Consider the following 23163-nt stretch of genomic DNA (forward strand, 5'->3'; position numbering starts at 1 on the left):
CCGCGCGGTGATCCGCACACCCGTCGTAACCTGGCAATCATGAAACAGTGCACGCACGCCGACGCGCTGCCGCACCCGGAGCCGGAGCCGCGCGGTGAGACCTGTCCGGAGTGTCTGGCCGAGGGCATGGACCCGGTGCAGCTGCGGCTGTGCCTCGACTGCGGTCATGTCGGCTGCTGCGACTCCTCGCCGGGACAGCACGCCACGACGCACCACAAGGAGACCGGCCACCCGGTCATGCGCACCTTCGAGCCCGGGGAGAACTGGCGCTGGTGCTTCGTCGACCACGTCCTCGTGTGACCTCGGCCCGGTACGGTTCGACCGTCTGACGCCTGGGTACGTCAACCCGGCGCGCGCTCTTCCGATTTGGGCCCGCCGAACCCCTAGCCACTGTGCGTGTTCGTGTGTTTACTATGAGTGACAGCATGGGGTTGGGGTCTCGGGGACAGGAAACTTCGGAGCGCGATAACGTCACCGCTGAACCACGTATCGCGTTACCCCGAGGGCGACCCCCTGGCCCTGTAACGCTTGTACCACCTTGGAGGTGAGGGTGTCCCAGATCGCAGGCGAGCCCGCGACCCAGGACTTCGTCGAAGTCCGGCTGCCGGCCGCGGGTGCCTACCTGTCGGTGCTGCGTACGGCGACGGCCGGCCTCGCAGCCCGCTTGGACTTCACCCTCGACGAGATCGAGGACCTGCGCATCGCAGTCGACGAGGCCTGCGCGATCCTGCTCCAGCAGGCCGTGCCCGGCTCGGTGCTCAGCTGTGTCTTCCGCCTCGTCGACGACTCGCTCGAAGTCACCGTCTCGGCGCCGACCACGGACGGCCACGCCCCTTCGCGGGACACCTTCGCCTGGACGGTGCTGTCCGCCCTGGCGGGCAAGGTCTCCTCCGCCGTGGACGAGGACAAAACCGTTTCGATCAGCCTCTACAAACAGCGCGGCGCGGGACCCGGGCCGACGTGAGGGACGCAAACGGGGACGGGGACGGGCCGGTGCGGGACGACGAGCGAGGCACACGGGAGCGGCCGGCCGAGGGCGAGCGTTCTCCGAACGAGGCCCGGCGCACGGCGGACGGCATCGACGGCATCCCCGAGCAGGCCCGGCCGCATCCGGAGGACGAGACCTCTCCCGAGGCCGTCGTTCCGGGCGACGGGCAGCGGACCGGGGACACCCCCGTCCGGCCCGTCCGAGCGGAGGAGAAGGCTCGGGAAAGGGCAACGGGCGGGACGATGAGCGAGCACGAGCGACACTCCGAGGACGACGCGCCGGGTGCCCGGGGCACGCAGGGCACGCGGCACGACCCGCAGGACCGCAGCGGGGCGCGCCTCCTGTTCGCGGAGCTGCGCACGCTGGAAAAGGACAGCCCCGCCTACGCGGAGCTGCGCAACCGGCTGGTCCGCATGCACCTGCCGCTCGTGGAGCACCTCGCGCGCCGCTTCCGCAACCGCGGCGAGCCCCTCGACGACCTGACCCAGGTCGCCACCATCGGACTGATCAAGTCCGTCGACCGTTTCGACCCGGACCGCGGCGTGGAGTTCTCCACGTACGCGACACCGACGGTGGTCGGCGAGATCAAGCGGCACTTCCGGGACAAGGGCTGGGCGGTCCGCGTCCCGCGCCGGCTCCAGGAGCTGCGGCTGGCCCTGACCACGGCCACCGCGGAACTCTCCCAGCTGCACGGACGCTCCCCCACGGTGCACGAGCTGGCGCAGAAACTCGCGATCTCCGAGGAGGAGGTCCTGGAGGGCCTGGAGTCGGCCAACGCCTACTCCACGCTCTCCCTCGACGTGCCGGACACCGACGACGAGTCCCCAGCGGTCGCGGACACCCTCGGCGCCGAGGACGAGGCCCTGGAAGGCGTCGAGTACCGGGAGTCGCTCAAGCCGCTGCTGGAAGACCTCCCGCCGCGCGAGAAGCGGATCCTGCTGCTGCGTTTCTTCGGCAACATGACCCAGTCGCAGATCGCGCAGGAGGTCGGCATTTCGCAGATGCACGTCTCGCGGCTGCTGGCCCGCACCCTGGCGCAGCTGCGGGAGAAGCTGCTGGTCGAGGAGTAGTCGCCCCGCCCGCGCCCGCGGGCGGTGACCCCGCCTACTTCTCGGCGTTGCCGGGGCCCCGGATGCCGAGGGCCTGGGTGGTCTCCGGGTTGACGAGCAGCACCAGTGCCGTGACGGAGACCACGGCGAGCACGATGCCCGCCGGAATGGCCGGGCCGTTCGTCGTCAGCAGGTTGTAGGCCACGGGCAGCGCCATGATCTGCGTGATCACGGCAGGTCCCCGGCTCCAGCCCCGCCGGCCGAGCAGCCCGCGCGCGGCGAGCAGCGGCAGCAGGGCGAGGACGATCAGGGTGACGCCACCGGTGATCGCGGAGGTCCGGTCGTCGGGATGGCCGGTCAGCCCCCCGACGAGCATCCAGGCGCCGCCCACGACGAGCGCCAGCCCCTCCAGTGCGGCGAGCGCGGCCGCGGCGGTCAGCCGGCGGGGGCGGGGGCCCGCCGCTTCGGCGGCTTCGGAAACGGGGTTCGGCTCACTGCTCACCCCTGAAGGGTAGCCCTCCGTGCACCGGCGTCCGCGAGGTGTCCGCCCTATCACGTGCGCGGTTCCACGGCGGCGATCTTCACCTCGGTCTGGGCCGAGTACCACCCAGTAGGTACCCTGCAGACCATGCGTGCACTTCTCGTGGTCAACCCGGCGGCAACCACCACGAGTGCGCGTACGCGCGACGTGCTGATCCACGCCCTCGCCAGCGAGATGAAGCTGGAGGCGGTCACCACCGAGTACCGCGGGCACGCGCGCGACCTCGGCCGGCACGCTGCGCAGAGTGACGACATCGAGCTGGTGGTGGCCCTCGGCGGCGACGGCACGGTGAACGAGGTCGTCAACGGTCTGCTGCACGCGGGCCCCGATCCGGAGCATCTGCCCGGCCTCGCGGTGGTCCCCGGTGGCTCCACCAACGTCTTCGCCCGCGCCCTCGGCCTGCCCAACCACGCGGTGGAGGCCACCGGCGCGCTCTTGGACGCCCTGCGCGAGGGCAGCGAGCGGACCGTCGGGCTCGGCCTGGCCTCGGGGACGCCGGGGTCGGAGGACGAGGCGGTCCCGTCCCGGTGGTTCACCTTCAACGCCGGCCTGGGCTTCGACGCCGGCGTGGTCGGCCGCGTCGAGCAGCACCGTGAGCGCGGCAAGAAATCGACACACGCTCTCTACGTCCGCCAGGTGATGCGCGCGCTCGTCGGCGAGCCGCACCGCCGCAGCGGGACGATCACCCTGGAGCGGGCGGGCGAGGACCCGGTCACCGATCTGGTGCTGTCCATAGTCTCGAACACGTGCCCCTGGACGTTTCTCGGCAATCGCCCGATCTACGCGTCGCCTAAAGCCTCGTTCGACACCGCGCTCGACGTGTTCGGCCTCAGCCGCCTGTCGACGGCCGCTGTCGCCCGGTATGGCACCCAGTTGCTCACTTCGTCCCCCGAGCGCGGACCCCGGGGCCGGCACGCGGTCTCCCTGCACGACCTGACCGACTTCACCTTGCATTCGAAGGTGCCGCTCCCCCTCCAGATGGACGGTGACCACCTGGGGCTGCGAACCAGCGTGACGTTCACAGGCGTACGCCGTGCACTGCGTGTGATTGTGTGAGCAGAAGGGGCGAAAGTCCTTTCACTCGAACGTTTAGACCAGGGTCCACCCCATGGAAGTACGGCTGTGACCTAGTCGACACCGAAGAATCAAAAAAAACTTTCCGGAAGGGGTTGTATCCGCCGCCGAGGTTTGCGAGTCTCTTCTTGGCGATCGGGACGGCCCGCAAGACCGGCCTCCACAGATCACCGGAACCCCTCTTCAAACCACAGGACCACGCCAGGGAACCTGGCTGTCGGCCCTTCCCTTGTTGAGGGATTCGTGAAAGCGTTCACATTCACAAGCAACCCGCATGTAATACCAAGGAGAGGTAGCAGCCATGGACTGGCGTCACCGCGCCGTTTGCCGCGAGGAAGACCCCGAGCTCTTCTTCCCCATCGGCAACACCGGTCCCGCGCTGCTGCAGATCGAGGAAGCCAAGGCCGTCTGCCGTCGCTGCCCTGTCATGGAGCAGTGCCTGCAGTGGGCGCTCGAGTCCGGTCAGGACTCCGGCGTCTGGGGTGGTCTCAGCGAGGACGAGCGCCGCGCGATGAAGCGCCGTGCCGCCCGCAACCGGGCCCGTCAGGCCTCCGCCTGACACAGCCACCCTGCCTGAGCTTGGCGGCGCGTACAGCGAGTACGCATCCCCCGCTCCCGAGCCGCAGCGCGCAGTACCCCCGATGCGATCGCACGAGCACTGGCCTCGGACCTTCACCGGTCCGGGGCTTTTTGCTGTCCGGGGACAAGCCCGGAGACCGTCCGAGAACCCGGTGGGCGGCCCCGCGCGTTACTTCGCAGCGGGCACGGGGATGTCCAGAATGACCTGAGTGCCGCGCTCCGGGGCCGGGACCATGTCGAAGGTGCCGCCCAGTTCGCCCTCCACCAGGGTGCGGACGATCTGCAGTCCGAGGTTGCCCGAGCGGTGCGGGTCGAAGTCGGCGGGCAGACCCACGCCGTCGTCCTGGACGGTGACCCGGAGCCGCGCCTCCTTCGGCGTGCCGCCGCGGACCGCGGAGACCTCGACCGTCCCGGTGTCACCCTCCCGGAAGCCGTGTTCGAGGGCGTTCTGCAACACCTCGGTCAGCACCATCGAGAGCGGGGTCGCGACCTCGGCGTCGAGGATGCCGAAGCGGCCCGTGCGCCGGCCGGTCACCTTGCCCGGCGAGATCTCCGCCACCATCGCCAGCACCCGGTCGGCGATCTCGTCGAACTCCACCCGCTCGTCCAGGTTCTGGGAGAGCGTCTCGTGCACGATCGCGATCGATCCGACGCGGCGCACGGCCTCCTCCAGCGCCTCGCGGCCCCGGTCGGACTCGATGCGCCGGGCCTGTAGGCGCAGCAGGGCGGCCACCGTCTGGAGGTTGTTCTTCACCCGGTGGTGGATCTCCCGGATGGTGGCGTCCTTGGTGATCAACTCGCGTTCGCGGCGGCGCAGTTCCGTGACGTCGCGCAGCAGTACGAGTGAACCGATGCGTGTTCCCTTGGGCTTGAGCGGGATGGCCCGGAACTGGATCACCCCGTCGTGCGCCTCGATCTCGAACTCGCGCGGCGCCCAGCCGCTGGCCACCTTGGCCAGCGCCTCGTCCACCGGTCCGCGGGACGGGGCGAGTTCGGCGGTGGTCCGGCCCAGGTGGCAGCCGACGAGATCGGCGGCGAGTCCCATGCGGTGGTAGGCCGACAGCGCGTTCGGGGAGGCGTACTGGACGATGCCGTCCGCGTCGAGCCGGATCAGGCCGTCGCCGACGCGGGGCGAGGCGTCCATGTCGACCTGCTGGTTCTCGAACGGGAAGGCGCCGGCGGCGATCATCTGTGCGAGGTCCGAGGCGCTCTGGAGGTACGTCAGCTCCAGGCGGCTCGGGGTGCGCACGGTGAGCAGGTTGGTGTTGCGGGCGATGACGCCCAGGACGCGGCCCTGACGGCGCACCGGGATGGACTCGACCCGGACCGGGACCTCCTCGCGCCACTCCGGGTCGCCCTCGCGCACGATCCGGCCCTCGTCCAGGGCGGCGTCCAGCATGGGGCGCCGGCCGCGCGGGACGAGGTGGCCGACCATGTCGTCCTGGTAGGAGGTGGGGCCGGTGTTGGGCCGCATCTGGGCGACGGAGACGTACCGGGTGCCGTCCAGGGTGGGGACCCACAGGACCAGGTCGGCGAAGGAGAGGTCGGAGAGGAGCTGCCACTCCGAGACCAGCAGGTGGAGCCACTCGAGGTCGGAGTCGTCGAGCGCGGTGTGCTGGCGTACGAGTTCGTTCATGGAGGGCACGGGGCTGAGCGTACCTGGCGGTACACCCGCGGGCCGCGGCGCCTGGGAGGGACCCTCAACCCTCCCGGCACCGCAGCCCGGAGCAACATCGGCCGTGGGGTGTGCGGTCCCGGTCGGCCGAAGGATGAGGAGCCGGGGCAGTCAGGGCAGAGAGCTCCGGTTCCTCGGTCCGCCCTCCTGTGCGGGGAAGGCGGAAGCCTGACGATCACTTCGCGTGAGTGGCACGGTCAGCGTCTCGTCACCATTCTGGACTAGACCACTAAGCGTGTCCATGCGGTGGACCGTGTTTGTTCTTGCGCGATCCGCCTGCTTTCCAGGCGTCCGCGCACCCTTCAGCAGCCTAACCCTGTTGGCTCACCCGCGGGGCCAGACCGCCAGGGCAATTTCCACCAGCGCCTCCAGTTCCGTGCGGCTCGCGCCGTCGCGCGCCTGCTGGGACATGCCCTGGATCATCGCGCCGGCGTGCCGGGCCAGGGCGGCGGCGTCGGTGTCCGGCGGCAGTACGCCCGCGGCCACGTCGGCCGAGATCCGGCTCTCGATCGCGGCGATGTTGGCGTTGCGCCGCACCCGCAGGGACTCCTCGACCTCGGGGGTCGAGCAGTTGGCGGCGGCGTGGACGACGAGGCAGCCGTGCGGCCGGCCGGGGGCCGTGTACTCGTCGGCGGCCTCGCGCAGCATCCTCTCTATCCCCGCACGGGCGGTCGGCTCCTCCGCGAGCGCGCGGTCGCCGAAGGAGCCGTACCGCACGCCGTACTCCCGGACGACCTCCTCGAAGAGCGCGCGCTTGTCGCCGAACGCCCTGTAGAGGCTCGGGGCGCCGATGTCCATGACCCGGGTGAGGTCGGAGACGGAGGTGGCCTCGTAGCCGCGCTCCCAGAAGGCCATGAGGGCCGCCTCCAGGGCCGTCGCGCGGTCGAAGGAGCGAGGGCGCCCGCGGCCCCTGCCGGTGGCGGCCCGGACCGGCGCCCCGGACCGCACGCCCTTCCCGCCCCGCCCGGCGCCCTGCCCCTCGCCCTGCCCGTCACCTGTCTCGCCGCCGCGCTCCCCGCTCACCATGGAGTGGATTTTATAGCGAGCACTAGAGAAATGTCGCCGGGCTGCTGTACGGTCTTTTTTGTAGCGACCGCTATTCAAATACGAAGGGGGGCGCCGCCATGGGCGCGCTTGCGGGCAGGACGGCTCTCGTCACGGGAGCGAGCAGGGGCATCGGACGCGGGATCGCCGAGCGGCTGGGGCGTGACGGCGCCCGCGTCGCGGTGCACTACGGGAGGAACGAGGGGGCGGCGAAGGACGTGGCGGCCGCGATCGAGGCGGCGGGCGGCTCGGCGTTCACGATCGGGGCCGACCTGCGCTCCCCCGGGGCCGCCGAGGCGCTGTGGGAGGAGTTCGACCGGCACGCCGACGGACTGGACATCCTGGTGAACAACGCGGGGATCGGCAGCACCCATCCGATCGCGGAGATAGCCGAGGAGGAGTACGACGCGGTCTTCGCGGTCAATGTGAAGGCGCCGTTCTTCCTGCTCAAGCACGGCCTGGGGCGACTGCGCGACGGAGGCAGGGTCATCAACGTCTCCTCGGGACTCGCCCGTACCGCGGTGATGCCGGACAACGTGGCCTATGCGATGACGAAGGGCGCGCTGGACGTGCTCTCGCGCGACCTCTCCAAGGTGCTGGGCGCCCGGGGCATCACGGTGAACTCGGTGGCCCCCGGCATCATCGACACGGACAACACGGCCGAGTTGCTGCACGGCAGCGCGGAGGGCTGGGACCGGGCGGCGGCCCTCTCCGCGCTGGGCGGTGTGGGGACGCCGTCGGAGGTGGCCGACGTGGTGGCGTTCCTCGCCTCGCGCGAGGGCCGGTGGGTCACCGGAAGCTGGGTCGACGCGACGGGAGGTTCCCTGACGTGACGCCTCCGTCGGCCTGACCGATTCGACGCGCCCGCGGGGCCCTGCTCTGTTAGATTGGTCTAAACCACAGAGCCAGTCCCGGGCCCCGGGTGAGTCCTCTCTTCGAAACGGCAGGCCAGCGTGGAAGTTGTCATCGTTCCCGATGCCAAGGCGGGCGGCGAACTCATAGCCGAGGCCATGGCGCAGCTGCTCCGGCGCAAGCCCGACGCCCTGCTCGGGGTGGCCACCGGTTCCACGCCGCTGCCCGTGTACGAGGCACTGGCGGCCAAGGTGCGCTCGGGTGCCGTGGACACCGCGCGGGCGCGGATCGCCCAGCTCGACGAGTACGTGGGACTGCCGGCGGAGCACCCGGAGTCGTACCGCTCGGTGCTGCGGCGCGAGGTGCTCGAACCGCTCGGGATCGGCATGGACGCGTTCACGGGCCCCGACGGCACGGCCACGGACGTCCAGGCGGCGTGCGAGGAGTACGACCGGGCGCTGAGCGGGGCCGGCGGGGTCGACCTCCAGCTGCTGGGCATCGGCACCGACGGGCACATCGGCTTCAACGAACCGTGCTCCTCGCTGGCCTCCCGGACCAGGATCAAGACGCTCACCGAGCAGACCCGCGTCGACAACGCGCGCTTCTTCGACGGTGACATCGAGCAGGTGCCGCACCACGTGATCACGCAGGGCATCGGCACCATCCTGGAGGCGCGGCACGTGGTGCTGCTCGCCACCGGCGAGGGCAAGGCGGACGCGGTCGCCGCGAGCGTCGAGGGCCCGGTCGCGGCCGTGTGCCCGGCCTCCGCGCTCCAGTTGCACCCGCACGCCACGGTCGTCGTCGACGAGGCCGCCGCTTCCAAGCTGAAGCTCGCCGACTACTTCCGGCACACCTACGCCCACAAGCCGGAGTGGCAGGGCATCTGACCGGTCCGGCAGCACCCCGGCCACCACGCCGCGGGGTGGTCCGAGGGACGCGCGAAGGGCGCCGGCACCCCGCACGGGGGCCGGCGCCCTTGTCGTACGGCCGACGCCGCGTTCCCGGCCGTTGGCCGACCGGGGTTGCTACCGGGGTGCGCCGGGTGGGGTCACGGGGGCGACAGGGTGTCGAGCCGGGCGGCGAGGCCCGGGTGGCCGGCGGCCAGGTGGGGGCGGGTGGCGGCCAACGGGGCGAGGAGGTCGGCGGGGTCGTCGTGGGCGAGGGCCGCGTGCAGCTCGCCGAGCGGGCGGTGGGCGGCAGGGGGAAGGTCGGTGAGCGCGGTGATCTGGCCGGCGAGGCGGCGCAGGTCTGCCGCGTTGCTGCGGGCCCAGGTGGCGACGCTCCGTTCGGCGGCCCGGGCCTGGCGGGTGGCGGTCACACGCTCTTCGCCGGTGGTTCCGGCGGGGCCGGGGCGGCCGCGCAGGTAGCGGCGCTCGGCGGCCTGCCGGCTGGCGACGCCGAGGGGGTGGGCGAGGTCGGCCCAGCTGGCTCCCGCGTCGCGGGCCGTCTCGATCAGGCCGGTCTCCCATCCGGCGAGCCGCTCGCGTACCTGGCCCAGCAGCATCAAGGAGGCCAGCGCCTGCTCCGGCCCGGGACCGGGGGTGTCGGGAACGTCCGCGGCCGCCTGCTGGGCGTCGCGCAGGACGTCGTCTATGGCATCAAGGGCCGCCGCGGCGGCGAGGAACGACGCCGGGCTGTGGGCGTCGGTGCGGGACGGGGACGGCTGGTCGGCCGGGGTCACGGGCACCCCCTCGGGGCTTGTCATTGTGAAGATGACATCGCGTTTGTCATCCATTGGATGACATGCTACAACAGTGTCAGTGAAGCGCATTGGCAGCAACTGCCTGAACCTGCTGGAGGTGTATTCACGATGTTGATGCGCACTGATCCCTTCCGTGAGCTGGACCGGCTGACGCAGCAGCTGATGGGTCCGGGCACCTGGTCGAGGCCGTCGGCGATGCCGATGGACGCCTACCGCGAGGGCGACGAGTACGTGGTGGCCTTCGACCTGCCCGGCGTCGCCCCGGACGCGATCGACATCAACGTCGAGCGGAACATGCTGACGGTCAAGGCCGAGCGCCGACCGGTGGCGAAGGCCGACGACGCGCAGATGGAACTGTCCGAGCGGCCGCTGGGCGTCTTCTCCCGCCAGATCGTGCTCGCCGACACCCTCGACACCGAGCGCATCCAGGCCGACTACGACGCGGGCGTGCTCACCCTGCGCATCCCGATCGCCGAGCGCGCCAAGCCCCGCAAGATCTCCATCGGCGTCGGAACCGGCCGCAGGGAGATCTCCGGCTGACACGGCCGGTCTGTGCGGAGGGCGGGCACCCGGTCTCCCCCCTCATCCCGCCCTCCGCACCCCGTGGGCGGTCCGGCGTGCCGCGAGCCGGGCGCGGGCCTCGCCCCTGCCCAACCCCCGTCCGACCCCTACCTCGGTGCCACACACACCCGCACCCCTCCACGAAAGGCATGCACCGCAGTGATCACCGACGTGCGCGTACCGTCTGAGCACCGGCAGCCGTACGGGACGGCGTACGAGCAGATGCTGGAGAAGGTCCGTCACGAAGGCGCCTACCCCACCCTCGAGAGAGCCGACGAAGCCGTCCGGCTGGTCCTCTCGGGGCTGGGACGCCGGCTGACCGGCGACGAACGCGTCGACCTGGCCGCCTGCCTGCCCCAGGAGGCCGCGCGCGTCCTGACCGCGCAGATCCCCGACACCCGGCCGCTGACCGGATGGGCCTTCGTCAAGGACCTCGCCGCCCGCTCCGGGGCCTCCCTGGCCACCACCCGCTGGGACACCGGCTCCGTCTTCGCGGCAGTCGCCGCCCACGCCGGCCCCGACCTCATCACCCGCATCCTGCACCGGCTCCCCACCGGCTACGCGCTGCTGTTCGGCCGAGCCGAACTGAAGCGCGCCGCGTAGACCGGGGAAGACTCTCCGAACCCCGATCGGTTCGCAGGCCCGGAGGGTGTCGTCAGATTCCGGCGACCGCCTCCGCCGCCGCCCGGCCGCAGACGCGTGCCGCGCCGTAGGTGGCCAGGTGGAGGGAGCCGCGGGGTTCCGCCCGGGGGACGCCCATCTCGACGACGACCGTGTCGGGCCGGGACGCCAGCAGGGTGTCGAGGGCCGCCGCCATCCAGGGGTGGCGGTGCTCGTCGCGGACGACGGCGACGACCCGGCGCGTGCCCGCGGCGGCCAGCGCCTCGTGCCCGGCGTCGGGTCCGGTGAAGCTGCCGGTCTCCGTGCCCGGGAGCAGACGGCGGAGTTCGGCGGCGACGCCCCAGGGGGTCTCGTCGCCGACCGCGATGTTCGCGACCGGGGTGAAGGCGGCGACGAACGGAGGCGCCGTGAGCGGGCCGAAGCCCTCGGTCGCGGTGACGCGCAGGGCACGGCGGGCCGCGCGGAGGCCCACCTCCTCGTCCGGGGCACCAGCGGTACGGGCGTCCGGGCGGTTCGCCGCGGTCCAGCGGGACAGCGCGCGGACCCGGTCGGCCGCGTCGGCCAGCCGCTCCTCGGGCAGCTCTCCGGAGCGGACCGCCTCGACCAGGGCGTCGGACAGCCGCCGCACGGTGTCCTCGTCGCAGAGGCCGCCGCCCACGCAGATCGCGTCGGCGCCCGCCGCGATGGCCAGGGCGCTGCCGCGTTCGATGCCGTAGGTGCCGGAGATGGCCCGCATCTCGATGCCGTCGGTGACGATGAGGCCGTCGTAACCCAGCTCACCGCGGAGCAGGTCGGTCAGAATGCGTCGCGAGAGCGTGGCCGGGCGGTCCGGGTCCAGGGCCGGGGCCAGGATGTGGGCGCTCATCACCGCGCGGCTGCCGGCGGCGATGGCCGCGCGGAACGGGACCAGGTCGCGCTCGGCCAGCACCGACACGTCCACGTCGATGCGCGGCACGGCGTGGTGCGAGTCGATGCCCGTGTCCCCGTGCCCCGGGAAGTGCTTGGTGCAGGTGGCGACGCCGGCCGACTGCATGCCGGTGACGTAGGCGGCGGTGTGCCGGGCGACCAGGTCGGTGCTCGCGCCGAAGGAGCGGACGCCGATGACCGGGTTGTCCGGGTTGGAGTTCACGTCGGCGGACGGGGCCCAGTTGAAGTTGACGCCGCAGTCCGCGAGCCGGCGGCCCAGTTCGGCGGCGACCTCGCGGGTGAGGCCCACGTCGTCCACCGCGCCGAGGGCGTGGTTGCCGGGGAAGGAGGAGCCGGTGCGCACCTCGAGACGGGTGACGTCGCCGCCCTCCTCGTCGATGGCGACCAGCACGTCCTCGCGTTCGGCGCGGAGCTGCGCGGTCAGGGCCGCCACCTGGTCGGGCGTCCTGACGTTCCGTCCGAACAGGGCGACGGAGGCCAGCCCCTCCCCGAGGCGGCGCAGCAGCCAGTCGGGGGCGGTGGTGCCGGAGAAGCCGGGCTGGAGAACGGTGAGCGCGTTCTGCGTGAGTGTGTCGGTGCCGCTGGCGATGGTCGTCATCGGGTGGCGTTATCCCTTCACGGCGCCGGCGGTCAGGCCGCTGACGGCCTTGCGCTGGAGGAAGACGAAGAGGATCAGGATCGGGATGGCGAAGAGGGACGACGCGGCCATGGTCGCACCCCAGTCGTCGCCGAACTGGGTCTGGAAGCTGGACAGCCACAGCGGCAGCGTCTTGGCCTCGGTGTCCTTGTTGATGACCAGGACGAGGGCGAACTCGTTCCACGCGGTGATGAATCCGAACAGCGAGGTGGACATCAGGCCCGGCGCGAGCAGCGGCAGGATGACCCGGCGGAACGCCTGGGCACGGGTGCAGCCGTCGACCATCGCGGACTCCTCCAGCTCCTTGGGCACCGCGGCGACGAAGCCGCGCAGCGTCAGGATGGTGAAGGGCAGGATCATCATCATGTAGAAGAGCGTGAGCGGCACGAGGCTGTTCAGCATCGACGCGTCGCGCACGATCATGTAGATCGCGATGACCATGACTTCCCAGGGCGCCATCTGGGCCAGCATGAAGCCGATGATGAAGCCGCGCCGCCCCTTGAACCGCATCCGCGCCAGGGCGAAGGACCCGGCCAGCGCGATGATCAGGGAGAAGACGACCGCGAGGACCGTCACCGTGAGCGAGTTGGTGACGTAGGTCCAGAAGTGGTCGGCGCCGGTCGCGGTCCTGAAGTGGTCGAAGGTGATGTCGGTGGGGAACCAGACCGGGTCGTCGGCGAGGATGTCGCCCCGCGGCTTGAGGGACGTGGCGAACATCCAGTACACGGGGAAGACGAAGCCGATGAACAGGACGACCGCCGTGGCGTTGGGCCAGACGCGGCCGAAGAGCGAGCGCTTCACAGCTCGTCCTCCTCTTGCTTGAGCACGATCCTGAGGTAGTAGGCGGTCAGGCCGAGCAGGATCAGGATGGTCAGGACGGCGATCGCCGCGCCCATGCCGTAGTGCTGGTTGCCGACGCCCTCGACGTAGGCGTACACGGGCAGGATCTCGGTGAGCCGGTCCGGGCCGCCCTCGTTGAAGGTGTAGACCTGCACGAACGCCTTGAAGACCCAGATGACCTCCAGGAAGGTCGTGGCGTAGAGGAAGGGCCGCAGGAACGGCATGGTGACCGTGGTGAAGCTCCGCCAGACGCCGGCGCCGTCGAGCGACGCGGCCTCGTAGAGCTCGCCCGGGATGGTGGTGGTCGCCGCGTACAGGTTGATGGCGACGAACGGGATGGACATCCAGACGATCAGCAGGGTGACGACGAAGAACGTCGACATCTGGCTGCTGGTCCAGCTGTAGTCGGCCATGGAGTGCCAGCCGAGCTTGTCCAGGACCCAGTTGACGACGCCGTAGCGGGTGGCGAAGAGCCACTGGTAGACGGTGGTGGCGGCCACCACGGGCATCGCCCAGGCCAGCACCAGGCCGATCAGCAGGGTGAACCGCATCCGCTTGCCGAGGCGGGCGAGCAGCAGGCCGATCAGGGTGCCGAGGACCATGATCAGAACGACGTTGGCTGCCGTGAAGAGGATCGAACGGAGGGTGACCCGCCAGAACTGCTCGCTGGTGAGGGTCTCCTTGTAGTTCTCTACGCCGTTCCACTCGGTGACGTGCTGGATCAGCTGCGCCATGTTGAGGTTCTGGAAGGACAGCAGGACGTCCTTCAGCAGCGGCCAGCCCAGCAGCAGCACGGAGGCCGCGACGGCGGGCAGCAGCAACAGGTACGGGGCGAGGGCGCCGGCGCGCGACGCGGCTCTCGTTCTCGGTCCGCCGGATCCCCCGCCGTCCGCCTTGCGGACGTCCGCCGGGCCCGAGGGCGGCCGTTCGGTCTGCACGGTCATGCTCGCGTTCTCTCTTCTCGACCTGTGTACGTCGACCCGCGTACGGTCGCCGGGGCGGGGGCCGTCACCGGCCACTCCGCCCCGGCACACCCGGTGTTACTGCTGCTGCGACAGGCGCTTGTTGAACTCTTCCTCGACCTGCTTGGCCGCCTCGGCGGTGCTCTTGCCGTTGAGCACGGCGGTCATGTAGGTCTTGATCGGGTTGGGCGCGTTCTCGACCGCGGCCCACTCCGGGATCAGCGGCGTGGTGCCACCGCCACCGGCGGCGGGCGCGGCGGCCTCGGCGGCGGCGTTGCCCTTCAGGTTGGACTGGAGCGAGTCCTTGTTCGGGATGACGCCGTTGGCCTTGGCCAGGGCGCCCTCGAACTCGTCGGAGAGCGTGACCTTCAGGAACTCCTTGGCCAGCTCCTGCTTCTTGCTGCCCGCGGCGACGGCCAGGTTGGAGCCGCCGAGGAAGACGCCCTCGGGCTTCTCCGCGGTCGCACCCGGGATGGTGAAGTAGCCGAGGTCCTTCTCGATCGCCGGGTTGGTCTCGATCGCGATGCCGGCTTCCCAGCCCATGCCGATGAAGGCGCCGGTCTTGCCCTTGGCGAAGACCTCACCCTGCTGCGGGGTGGCCTCGTCCTTGTCCTTGGGGGCCTTGGAGAGGGCCTGGAACTTCTTGTAGGTCTCCATGGCCGCGGCGACCTTCGGGTCGGCCAGGTTGGAGACGTACTTGTCGCCGTCCTTCTTGACCAGTTCGGCGCCCTCGCCGATCGCGAGGCCGACGAAGTGGTACCAGTTCTGGCCCGGCAGGTAGATGGGCTCGGCGTCGGTCTTGTCGCCGATGGTCTTGAGGTCGGCGTAGAACTCGTCGCGGGTCTTGGGCAGTTCCTTGATGCCCGCGTCCGCCCAGACCTTCTTGTTGTAGACCACCACGCGGTTGACCACGAACCACGGGGCGGCGTACTGCTTGCCGTCGAAGACGGCGGACTCGTTCAGCGACTCGGACCAGTCCGTGCCGATCGAGCTCTTCAGGTCGGCCAGGTCGGCGAGACCACCGGTCTTCGCGTAGGCCGGCGTCTGGGTGTTGCCGATCTCGAAGACGTCCGGCGGGTTCTCCTCGGACAGGGCGGTCGTCAGCTTCTGCTGAATACCGTTCCACGTCTGGATCTCGAACTTGACCTTCGCCTTCGTCTTCTTCTCGAAGGCGGCCGCCACGTCCTTCTGCCACTGGTCCGGCGAGGACCCGTCCATCACCCACACGGTGAGCGTCTCGCCGGCGTACCCGTCCGCCCCGGCCTTCTTGCCGTCGTCGCCGCTGTCGCCCCCGCACGCCGCGATCGAGACCATCATGCCCGCGATACCGATCGCGGCTATCAGCTTGCGCTTCACGCCACCCTCCTCAGGGATGCCACAAAACCCCCCTGCCTCCCCGCGGTTGCTCGTCGACGCGGACCGCCCATGGGGCCGGGACCTGGACCAATGGTGTAGACCAGTACGGGGAGCTTGGCCCAGACCAATAGGGCTGTCAAGGGTGTTCAACCACGCTCCCCGCGTCCGTGATGCGACCGAGATATGCAGGGACCTTTCATTGCGCAAGCCCCAGATCGGGCGGACCGGGACCGGGTGTACCACCACCCGCCGAACGACGTGCCGGTACGGCGCCGAACGCGCGTACCAGCGACGTCCGACCCCGCTGTGGACTAGACCAAGGGGGGTCCCGGGGGTATACAGAAGGGATCACGGAGCGTGCGGGGCCATCCCGGCACGAAGCCGTGCCACGATGTGAGCCGTGACCGACAGGAATGCCGGTCACTTCGGCACCCGGAGCCGGGAAGGCAGAGCATGAGCACCGACGTCAGCAGTGCGGAGAACGAGGGTGGGGCGACCGTCCGTACCGCGCGCGTGCCCAAGTACTACCGTCTGAAGAAGCATCTGCTCGACATGACCCGGACACAGACACCGGGCACGCCGGTCCCGCCGGAGCGCACCCTGGCCGCCGAGTTCGACACCTCTCGCACCACCGTGCGCCAGGCCCTCCAGGAGCTGGTGGTGGAGGGCCGCCTGGAGCGCATCCAGGGCAAGGGCACCTTCGTCGCCAAGCCCAAGGTGTCGCAGGCGCTGCAACTGACCTCCTACACCGAGGACATGCGGGCCCAGGGCCTCGAACCCACCTCGCAGCTGCTGGACATCGGCTACATCACCGCCGACGACCGGCTCGCCGGGCTGCTGGACATCACGGCCGGCGGACGGGTGCTGCGCATCGAGCGGCTGCGCATGGCCAACGCCGAGCCGATGGCCATCGAGACCACCCACCTCTCGGCGAAGCGCTTCCCCGCCCTGCGCCGGTCCCTGGTGAAGTACACGTCCCTCTACACCGCGCTCGCCGAGGTGTACGACGTCCATCTCGCCGAGGCCGAGGAGACCATCGAGACCTCGCTGGCCACCCCGCGCGAGGCCGGCCTGCTCGGCACCGACGTGGGCCTGCCGATGCTGATGCTCTCCCGGCACTCCCTGGACCGCACCGGCCAGCCGGTGGAGTGGGTGCGTTCGGTCTACCGGGGCGACCGCTACAAGTTCGTGGCCCGCCTGAAGCGCCCGCAGGACTGACGCATACCCGACGAAAACATGCCGCTCCCGGCTGCGAAGTTGCAGTTCAGGACCGATATGCGGACGAGGGCTTCCGCTGTCCTGACGCCGTCACCTACATTTCGTGCGCACTGCACGAGGTGATCAGCGAGGGGACGGAGCCACCGCATGTCACAAGCCCCGGAAGTGAGCAGAGGCCCGGTGGTGACGCCTGTGCGCGTCGTCATCGGCCTCTGCCTAGTCGCACCGTTCGTCGCCATGCTGTGGGTGGGCTCGTTCGCGAAGACGGACCCGACCTTCATCGGCATACCGTTCTTCTACTGGTACCAAATGGCGTGGGTACTCATCTCCACCGTGCTCACGGTGATCGCGTACCAGCTGTGGCAGCGTGACCAGCGCGCCCGCCGGGAAGGCGGGGCCAAATGAACGACGGCGTGAACGGCGTCGCGCTCGGCGTCTTCATCTTCTTCTTCGTCCTCGTCACCGCCATGGGCTTCCTGGCCGCCCGCTGGCGCCGGGCCGCGAACGAGCACAGCCTCGACGAGTGGGGCCTCGGCGGCCGGTCGTTCGGCACCTGGGTCACCTGGTTCCTGCTGGGCGGCGACCTGTACACCGCGTACACCTTCGTGGCCGTCCCGGCGGCGATCTACGCGGCGGGCGCGGCCGGCTTCTTCGCGGTGCCGTACACGATCCTCGTTTACCCGCTGATCTTCACCTTCCTGCCGCGCCTGTGGTCGGTCTCGCACAAGCACGGTTACGTGACGACCTCGGACTTCGTGCGCGGACGGTTCGGCTCGAAGGGGCTGTCGCTGGCGGTCGCCGTCACCGGCATCCTCGCGACGATGCCGTACATCGCGCTCCAGCTGGTCGGCATCCAGGCCGTGCTCGACGTGATGGGCGTCGGCGGCGGCGAGGACACCAACTGGTTCATCAAGGACCTGCCGCTGCTGATCGCGTTCGGCGTGCTGGCGGCGTACACCTACTCGTCGGGGCTGCGCGCGCCCGCGCTGATCGCGTTCGTCAAGGACACGCTGATCTACATCGTGATCGCGGTGGCGATCATCTACATCCCGATCAAGCTGGGCGGCTTCGACGACATCTTCGCCGCGGCGAACGACAAGTTCACCGCGTCGGGCAACGGCGGCCTGGTGCCCAACCACGGCGGGCAGTGGACGTACGCCACGCTGGCGCTCGGCTCGGCCCTGGCGCTCTTCATGTACCCGCACTCGATCACCGCGACGCTGTCCTCGCGCAGCCGTGAGGTGATCCGGCGCAACACCACGATCCTGCCGCTGTACTCGCTGATGCTGGGTCTGCTCGCGCTGCTGGGCTTCATGGCGATCGCGGCGGGCGTCAAGGTGGAGAACGGGCAGCTGGCGATCCCGCAGCTGTTCGAGAACATGTTCCCGGACTGGTTCGCGGGCGTGGCCTTCGCGGCCATCGGCATCGGCGCGCTGGTGCCGGCGGCGATCATGTCGATCGCGGCGGCGAACCTCTTCACCCGCAACATCTACAAGGACTTCATCAAGCCGGACGCCACCCCGGCCCAGGAGACCAAGGTCTCCAAGCTGGTGTCGTTGCTGGTGAAGGTGGGCGCGCTGGTCTTCGTCCTCGGCATGGACAAGACGGTCGCGATCAACTTCCAGCTGCTCGGCGGCATCTGGATCCTCCAGACCTTCCCTGCCCTGGTGGGCGGCCTGTTCACCCGCTGGTTCCACCGCTGGGCGCTGCTCGGCGGCTGGGCGGTCGGCATGGTCTACGGCACGGTCGCCGCGTACGGTGTGGCCTCGCCGACGCAGAAGCACTTCGGCGGCTCCTCCGACGAGATCCCCGGCATCGGCGAGATCGGCTACATCGGTCTCACCGCCTTCGTGCTGAACATCCTGGTCACCGTGGTCCTGACCTTCGTCCTGCGGGCGGTCAAGGCGCCCGACGGCGTCGACGAGACCAAGCCGAGCGACTACACGGCGGACGCGGGCGACCCGGGCGTCGAGGTCGAACTGCCGCCGGCCACGGCGGGCACCTCGCACTAGGTCCTTCGTAGAGGCCTTCCCAGAGGTCCTGGTGAAGGTCTTCTTCCTCAGCGGGCCGCCGGAGAAATCCGGCGGCCCGCTGTCGTACCCGTCGGGCACACTCGGGGACATGGACTTCGTGATCCGGCGGGCGACGGCCGAGGAGTACGACACCCTCGGCGAGATCACCGCACAGGCCTACCTGCGCGACGGCCTCCTCGACTTCGGCGGGGACGACGCCTACCTCCACGAGCTGCGCGCCGTGGCCAAGCGGGCGGCCGCCGCCGAGGTGCTGGTCGCCGCGGCCGACGGCGGGGTACTCGGCGGCGTCACCTTCGTGCCCAGCGGCGGCCCGATGGCGGACATCGCCCGGCCCGGCGAGGCCGAGATACGCATGCTCGCCGTCGCCCGCGAGGCGCGCGGACGCGGCGCCGGCGAGGCACTGGTGCGGGCCTGCGTCGACCGCGCCCGGTCCGTGCCGGGCTGCGCGCGGGTCGTGCTGTCCACCCAGCGCACCATGCACAGCGCCCACCGCATCTACGCGCGCCTGGGTTTCACGCGTTCCCCGGACCGCGACTGGAACCCCCTGCCGGAGCTGGACGACCTCACTCTGCTCGCCTACGAACTGACGCTCTGACACCGCTCCGACACGCTCACGGACACAACATCTGGGGGTGCTGGCGGAGCCCGGCACAAGATGTATGCTCGTGCTCGCTGTCGCCGCAGGGGAATCCGGTGCGAATCCGGAACTGTCCCGCAACGGTGTACATGCGTGCATCCGTACGCCCCCGGGCGTCCGTGCCCGCGTGTCCAGTCCGAGGACCTGCCGACGGTGCGCCCGGCCTCCCGGCCCGGGTGCCATGACGTCCGGGCCTCGTGGAGTGGGCCGGTGGACGCGACGCCGCGTGCGCTCGTGTGCTGCCTCCTGCCCTCCGCCAGGCCCCGTGCCGAGCGAGGGAGTGCCCCCACGTGACCATCGCGCCAGCCGATCCGGCCGCAGCGACCCCGGTGACGACTTCAGCGATGCCGGTGACCGAGGAGTCCGACGGACCCGGTGCCGCCCTGCTGCGGACCCTGACCGAGCTGACCGCCGACCTCCCCGACGCCGACCCCGGCCGGGTCGCCGCCGCCGCGCTGCGCGGCCGGTCCGCCCACGCGGACGAGGCCGAGCTGCGCGAGCTGGCCACGGAGGCGGCGGCCGGTCTCATCTCCGAGGACCCGGTCTACTCCCGCCTCGCCGCCCGGCTGCTGACCATCTCCATCCGCGCGGAGGCCGCCTCCCAGGGCGTCACGTCCTTCACCGAGTCGGTCGCCACCGGCCACCGCGAGGGCCTGATCGCCGACCGCACCGCCGAGTTCGTGCGGCAGCACGCGGACCGGCTGGACGCGACGATCGACCGGGCCGCCGACGACCGCTTCGGCTACTTCGGACTGCGCACCCTGCACAGCCGCTACCTGCTGCGGCACCCGATCACCCGCAAGGTCGTCGAGACGCCCCAGCACTTCATGCTGCGGGTCGCCGCCGGCCTCGCCGAGGACGACACCTCACGCTCCGTGGACGAGGTCACCGCGCTCTACGGCCTGATGAGCCGCCTCGACTACCTGCCCTCCTCCCCCACCCTGTTCAACTCGGGCACCCGGCACGCCCAGATGTCGTCCTGCTACCTCCTGGACTCCCCCAAGGACGAGCTGGACTCCCTCTACGACCGCCTCCACCAGGTCGCCCGGCTCTCCAAGCACGCCGGCGGCATCGGCATCGCCTACTCCCGCGTCCGCTCCCGCGGCTCCCTGATCCGCGGCACCAACGGGCACTCCAACGGCATCGTCCCGTTCCTGAAGACGCTGGACGCCTCGGTGGCGGCCGTGAACCAGGGCGGCCGGCGCAAGGGCGCGGCGGCGGTCTACCTGGAGACCTGGCACGCGGACATCGAGGAGTTCCTGGAGCTGCGGGACAACACCGGCGAGGACGCCCGACGCACCCACAACCTGAACCTGGCGCACTGGATCCCGGACGAGTTCATGCGCCGCGTGGACGCCGACGGCCAGTGGTCGCTGTTCTCGCCCGCCGACGTGCCCGAGCTGACCGACCTGTACGGCGCGGAGTTCGACGCCGCCTACCGCGCCGCCGAGGCAGCCGGGCTCGCCCGCAGGACCCTGCCCGCCCGCGAGCTGTACGGCCGCATGATGCGCACCCTCGCGCAGACCGGCAACGGCTGGATGACCTTCAAGGACACCGCCAACCGCACCGCCAACCAGACGGCCGAGCCGGGCAACGTCATCCACTCCTCCAACCTCTGCACGGAGATCCTGGAGGTCACGGACGACGGCGAGACCGCGGTCTGCAACCTGGGCTCGGTCAACCTCGGCGCCTTCGTCGACGTGGCGAAGGGCGACATCGACTGGGAGCGGCTGGACGCCACCGTCCGCACCGCCGTCACCTTCCTGGACCGGGTCGTCGACATCAACTTCTACCCGACCGAGCAGGCGGGCCGCTCCAACTCCCGCTGGCGCCCGGTGGGCCTGGGCGCGATGGGCCTCCAGGACGTCTTCTTCCAGCTGCGCCTGCCCTTCGACTCGCCCGAGGCGAAGGCCCTCTCCACCCGCGTCGCCGAGCGGATCATGCTCGCCGCGTACGAGACGTCCACCGACCTCGCCGAGCGCAACGGCCCGCTGCCGGCCTGGGAGAAGACCCGTACCGCGCGGGGCGTGCTGCACCCCGACCACTACGGCGTCGAGACCACCTGGCCGGAGCGCTGGGCGGCGCTGCGCGAGCGCATGGCCACCACCGGCCTGCGCAACTCCCTGCTGCTCGCCATCGCGCCGACCGCCACCATCGCCTCCATCGCGGGCGTCTACGAGTGCATCGAGCCGCAGGTGTCCAACCTGTTCAAGCGCGAGACGCTGTCCGGCGAGTTCCTCCAGGTCAACTCCTACCTGGTGAACGACCTCAAGCGGCTCGGCGTGTGGGACGCCCGCACCCGCGAAGCGCTGCGCGAGGCCAACGGCTCGGTGCAGGAGTTCACCTGGATCCCCGCGGACGTCCGCGCGCTGTACCGCACCGCCTGGGAGATCCCGCAGCGCGGCCTGATCGACATGGCCGCCGCCCGCACCCCGTACCTCGACCAGGCCCAGTCGCTGAACCTGTTCCTGGAGACGCCGACCATCGGGAAGCTCTCCTCGATGTACGCGTACGCCTGGAAGCAGGGCCTGAAGACCACGTACTACCTGCGTTCGCGCCCGGCGACCCGGATCGCCCGCGCCGCCGGCCGGGCCAGTGTCCCCGCCCAGGTGACCCCGGATCCCGAAGCGGTCGCCTGCTCCCTTGAAAACCCCGAGTCCTGCGAGGCCTGCCAGTAATGTCCGAGAACACGAAGAACCTGCTCGACCCGGGCTTCGAACTGACGCTGCGCCCCATGCGCTACCCCGACTTCTACGAGCGCTACCGGGACGCCATCAAGAACACCTGGCACGTCGAGGAGGTCGACCTCCATTCGGACGTCGCCGACCTCGCGAAGCTCAGCCCCGAGGAGCAGCACCTGATCGGCCGCCTGGTGGCCTTCTTCGCCACCGGCGACTCGATCGTGGCGAACAACCTGGTGCTGACCCTCTACAAGCACATCAACTCCCCCGAGGCGCGCCTGTACCTGTCGCGGCAGCTCTTCGAGGAGGCCGTCCACGTCCAGTTCTATCTGACGCTGCTGGACACCTACCTGCCCGACCCGGAGGACCGCAACGCCGCCTTCGCGGCCGTGGAGAACATCCCGTCCATCCGCGAGAAGGCCGAGTTCTGCTTCAGGTGGATGGACTCGGTCGAGTCGATCGACCGCCTGGAGAACCAGGCCGACCGGCGCCGTTTCCTGCTGAACCTCATCTGCTTCGCCGCCTGCATCGAGGGCCTGTTCTTCTACGGCGCCTTCGCGTACGTCTACTGGTTCCGCAGCCGGGGTCTGCTGCACGGCCTGGCCACCGGAACCAACTGGGTGTTCCGGGACGAGACGATGCACATGTCCTTCGCCTTCGACGTGGTCGACACCGTGCGCAAGGAGGAGCCGGAGCTGTTCGACGAGCGGCTCGAGCAGCAGGTCACCGACATGCTGCGGGAGGCCGTCGAGGCCGAGCTGCAGTTCGCGCGCGACCTGTGCGGTGACGGCCTCCCGGGCATGAACACCGACTCGATGCGGGAGTACCTGGAGTGCGTCGCCGACCAGCGCCTGACGCGCCTCGGCTTCGCCCCCGTGTACGGCTCGGAGAACCCCTTCTCCTTCATGGAGCTTCAGGGCGTTCAGGAGCTGACCAACTTCTTCGAGCGGCGTCCCTCGGCGTACCAGGTGGCGGTGGAGGGCACCGTCGACCTGGACGAGGACTTCTGAGGCACCTCCTCTCCCCTCCTCCCCTCCTGGGCCTCCCTGATCTGACGGTCGACGCGCCTCTCGCGCACGATGCCGATCACCGAGGGGAGGACCATGAGGACCAGGAGTCCGAAGGTCACGAGCATTCCGATCAGGGCTTCGATCTGGTTTCCGTTCATGACACCACTGTCGCGCCG

Annotated in this window: 24 protein-coding genes and 1 riboswitch; of the genes, 15 read left to right on the forward strand and 9 right to left on the reverse strand. The window is 70.3% G+C overall.

The annotated features are described in order from the left end of the window. Nucleotides 1–39: 39 nt before the first annotated feature. The 3 genes from ACZ67M_RS12440 (at nt 40) to ACZ67M_RS12450 (ending at nt 2058) form a co-directional block, all read left to right on the forward strand. Nucleotides 40–300 (forward strand): UBP-type zinc finger domain-containing protein, encoded by a 261-nt coding sequence (locus ACZ67M_RS12440; protein ID WP_361351837.1) that lies wholly within the window; start codon nt 40–42, stop codon nt 298–300. 250 nt (nt 301–550) lie between these two features. After that, the gene (locus ACZ67M_RS12445; RefSeq protein WP_003973726.1) at nt 551–964 is read left to right on the forward strand and encodes an ATP-binding protein; all 414 of its coding nucleotides are present in this window, start codon (nt 551–553) and stop codon (nt 962–964) included. A 29-nt stretch (nt 965–993) separates the two neighbouring features. Further along, entirely contained in the window at nt 994–2058 is a 1065-nt protein-coding gene (locus ACZ67M_RS12450; RefSeq protein ID WP_161329975.1) for an RNA polymerase sigma factor SigF, read from the forward strand. 34 nt (nt 2059–2092) lie between these two features. Here the strand turns inward: ACZ67M_RS12450 and ACZ67M_RS12455 are convergent, their stop codons facing one another. Beyond that, the gene (locus ACZ67M_RS12455; protein ID WP_392010582.1) at nt 2093–2539 is read right to left on the reverse strand and encodes a hypothetical protein; all 447 of its coding nucleotides are present in this window, start codon (nt 2537–2539) and stop codon (nt 2093–2095) included. Between the two features lie 126 nt (nt 2540–2665). Between ACZ67M_RS12455 and ACZ67M_RS12460 the strand changes: the two genes are divergently transcribed. Beyond that, nucleotides 2666–3634 (forward strand): diacylglycerol/lipid kinase family protein, encoded by a 969-nt coding sequence (locus ACZ67M_RS12460; protein ID WP_307015064.1) that lies wholly within the window; start codon nt 2666–2668, stop codon nt 3632–3634. Nucleotides 3635–3953: 319 nt separating this feature from the next. Continuing rightward, nucleotides 3954–4211, forward strand: coding sequence for a WhiB family transcriptional regulator (locus ACZ67M_RS12465; RefSeq protein WP_003973730.1), 258 nt, complete (start codon nt 3954–3956; stop codon nt 4209–4211). Between the two features lie 189 nt (nt 4212–4400). On the opposite strand, the gene ACZ67M_RS12470 is transcribed toward ACZ67M_RS12465, so the two are convergent. Together ACZ67M_RS12470 and ACZ67M_RS12475 are read right to left on the reverse strand one after the other, a co-directional pair. Continuing rightward, entirely contained in the window at nt 4401–5876 is a 1476-nt protein-coding gene (locus ACZ67M_RS12470; RefSeq protein WP_122616159.1) for a sensor histidine kinase, read from the reverse strand. 354 nt (nt 5877–6230) lie between these two features. Continuing rightward, complete coding sequence (locus ACZ67M_RS12475; RefSeq protein WP_469851333.1) at nt 6231–6941, reverse strand: TetR/AcrR family transcriptional regulator; 711 nt, start codon at nt 6939–6941, stop codon at nt 6231–6233. 89 nt (nt 6942–7030) lie between these two features. Here ACZ67M_RS12475 and ACZ67M_RS12480 point away from each other — a divergent pair, with 89 nt between their 5' ends. Both ACZ67M_RS12480 and nagB read left to right on the forward strand, forming a co-directional pair. Next, on the forward strand, nt 7031–7783 hold the full coding sequence (locus ACZ67M_RS12480) for an SDR family oxidoreductase (RefSeq protein ID WP_361351844.1): 753 nt from the start codon (nt 7031–7033) through the stop codon (nt 7781–7783). A gap of 120 nt (nt 7784–7903) precedes the next feature. Continuing rightward, nucleotides 7904–8689, forward strand: a complete 786-nt coding sequence (gene nagB, locus ACZ67M_RS12485; protein ID WP_361351847.1) for a glucosamine-6-phosphate deaminase — start codon at nt 7904–7906, stop codon at nt 8687–8689. A gap of 161 nt (nt 8690–8850) precedes the next feature. Here nagB and ACZ67M_RS12490 read toward each other — a convergent pair whose 3' ends face one another. Beyond that, nucleotides 8851–9483, reverse strand: a complete 633-nt coding sequence (locus ACZ67M_RS12490) for a type III effector protein (protein WP_392010888.1) — start codon at nt 9481–9483, stop codon at nt 8851–8853. Nucleotides 9484–9612: 129 nt separating this feature from the next. On the opposite strand from ACZ67M_RS12490, the gene ACZ67M_RS12495 reads away from it, so the two are divergent. After that, nucleotides 9613–10044 (forward strand): Hsp20/alpha crystallin family protein, encoded by a 432-nt coding sequence (locus tag ACZ67M_RS12495; protein WP_361351850.1) that lies wholly within the window; start codon nt 9613–9615, stop codon nt 10042–10044. Between the two features lie 180 nt (nt 10045–10224). Further along, nucleotides 10225–10668, forward strand: a complete 444-nt coding sequence (locus ACZ67M_RS12500; protein WP_392010574.1) for a DUF2267 domain-containing protein — start codon at nt 10225–10227, stop codon at nt 10666–10668. 52 nt (nt 10669–10720) lie between these two features. On the opposite strand, the gene ACZ67M_RS12505 is transcribed toward ACZ67M_RS12500, so the two are convergent. From ACZ67M_RS12505 to ACZ67M_RS12520, 4 genes are all read right to left on the reverse strand, one after another. After that, the gene (locus ACZ67M_RS12505; protein WP_469850820.1) at nt 10721–12211 is read right to left on the reverse strand and encodes a glycoside hydrolase family 3 protein; all 1491 of its coding nucleotides are present in this window, start codon (nt 12209–12211) and stop codon (nt 10721–10723) included. 9 nt (nt 12212–12220) lie between these two features. Then, on the reverse strand, nt 12221–13051 hold the full coding sequence (locus ACZ67M_RS12510) for a carbohydrate ABC transporter permease (protein WP_361351859.1): 831 nt from the start codon (nt 13049–13051) through the stop codon (nt 12221–12223). After that, nucleotides 13048–14034: a carbohydrate ABC transporter permease gene (locus ACZ67M_RS12515; RefSeq protein WP_361351862.1), complete on the reverse strand. Its 987-nt coding sequence runs from the start codon at nt 14032–14034 to the stop codon at nt 13048–13050. The genes ACZ67M_RS12510 and ACZ67M_RS12515 overlap by 4 nt, the downstream gene beginning before the upstream one ends. Nucleotides 14035–14130: 96 nt before the next feature. Next, on the reverse strand, nt 14131–15408 hold the full coding sequence (locus ACZ67M_RS12520) for an extracellular solute-binding protein (protein ID WP_064729763.1): 1278 nt from the start codon (nt 15406–15408) through the stop codon (nt 14131–14133). A gap of 453 nt (nt 15409–15861) precedes the next feature. Here ACZ67M_RS12520 and ACZ67M_RS12525 point away from each other — a divergent pair, with 453 nt between their 5' ends. From ACZ67M_RS12525 to ACZ67M_RS12550, 6 genes are all read left to right on the forward strand, one after another. Beyond that, a complete protein-coding gene (locus ACZ67M_RS12525) occupies nt 15862–16626 on the forward strand; it encodes a GntR family transcriptional regulator (protein WP_064729762.1) in 765 nt (254 codons plus the stop codon). Nucleotides 16627–16773: 147 nt separating this feature from the next. Then, nucleotides 16774–17031, forward strand: coding sequence for a DUF3311 domain-containing protein (locus ACZ67M_RS12530; RefSeq protein ID WP_122616150.1), 258 nt, complete (start codon nt 16774–16776; stop codon nt 17029–17031). Next, nucleotides 17028–18638, forward strand: a complete 1611-nt coding sequence (gene mctP / locus ACZ67M_RS12535) for a monocarboxylate uptake permease MctP (protein WP_161329958.1) — start codon at nt 17028–17030, stop codon at nt 18636–18638. Before ACZ67M_RS12530 ends, mctP begins: the two co-directional genes overlap by 4 nt. 109 nt (nt 18639–18747) lie before the next feature. Continuing rightward, nucleotides 18748–19254: a GNAT family N-acetyltransferase gene (locus ACZ67M_RS12540; protein WP_469850823.1), complete on the forward strand. Its 507-nt coding sequence runs from the start codon at nt 18748–18750 to the stop codon at nt 19252–19254. Between the two features lie 64 nt (nt 19255–19318). Further along, nucleotides 19319–19462: riboswitch (cobalamin riboswitch) on the forward strand. A gap of 124 nt (nt 19463–19586) precedes the next feature. After that, nucleotides 19587–21974 (forward strand): ribonucleoside-diphosphate reductase subunit alpha, encoded by a 2388-nt coding sequence (locus ACZ67M_RS12545; RefSeq protein ID WP_392099517.1) that lies wholly within the window; start codon nt 19587–19589, stop codon nt 21972–21974. After that, nucleotides 21974–22987 carry a ribonucleotide-diphosphate reductase subunit beta gene (locus ACZ67M_RS12550; protein ID WP_361351873.1) on the forward strand — a complete coding sequence of 338 codons (1014 nt, stop codon included), beginning with the start codon at nt 21974–21976 and terminating at the stop codon, nt 22985–22987. Before ACZ67M_RS12545 ends, ACZ67M_RS12550 begins: the two co-directional genes overlap by 1 nt. On the opposite strand, the gene ACZ67M_RS12555 is transcribed toward ACZ67M_RS12550, so the two are convergent. Then, nucleotides 22900–23145 (reverse strand): hypothetical protein, encoded by a 246-nt coding sequence (locus ACZ67M_RS12555; RefSeq protein ID WP_385798082.1) that lies wholly within the window; start codon nt 23143–23145, stop codon nt 22900–22902. The genes ACZ67M_RS12550 and ACZ67M_RS12555 overlap by 88 nt on opposite strands. Between the last annotated feature and the right edge of the window lie 18 nt (nt 23146–23163).

The sequence above is a fragment of the Streptomyces sp. NPDC107500 genome, assembly GCF_055582785.1.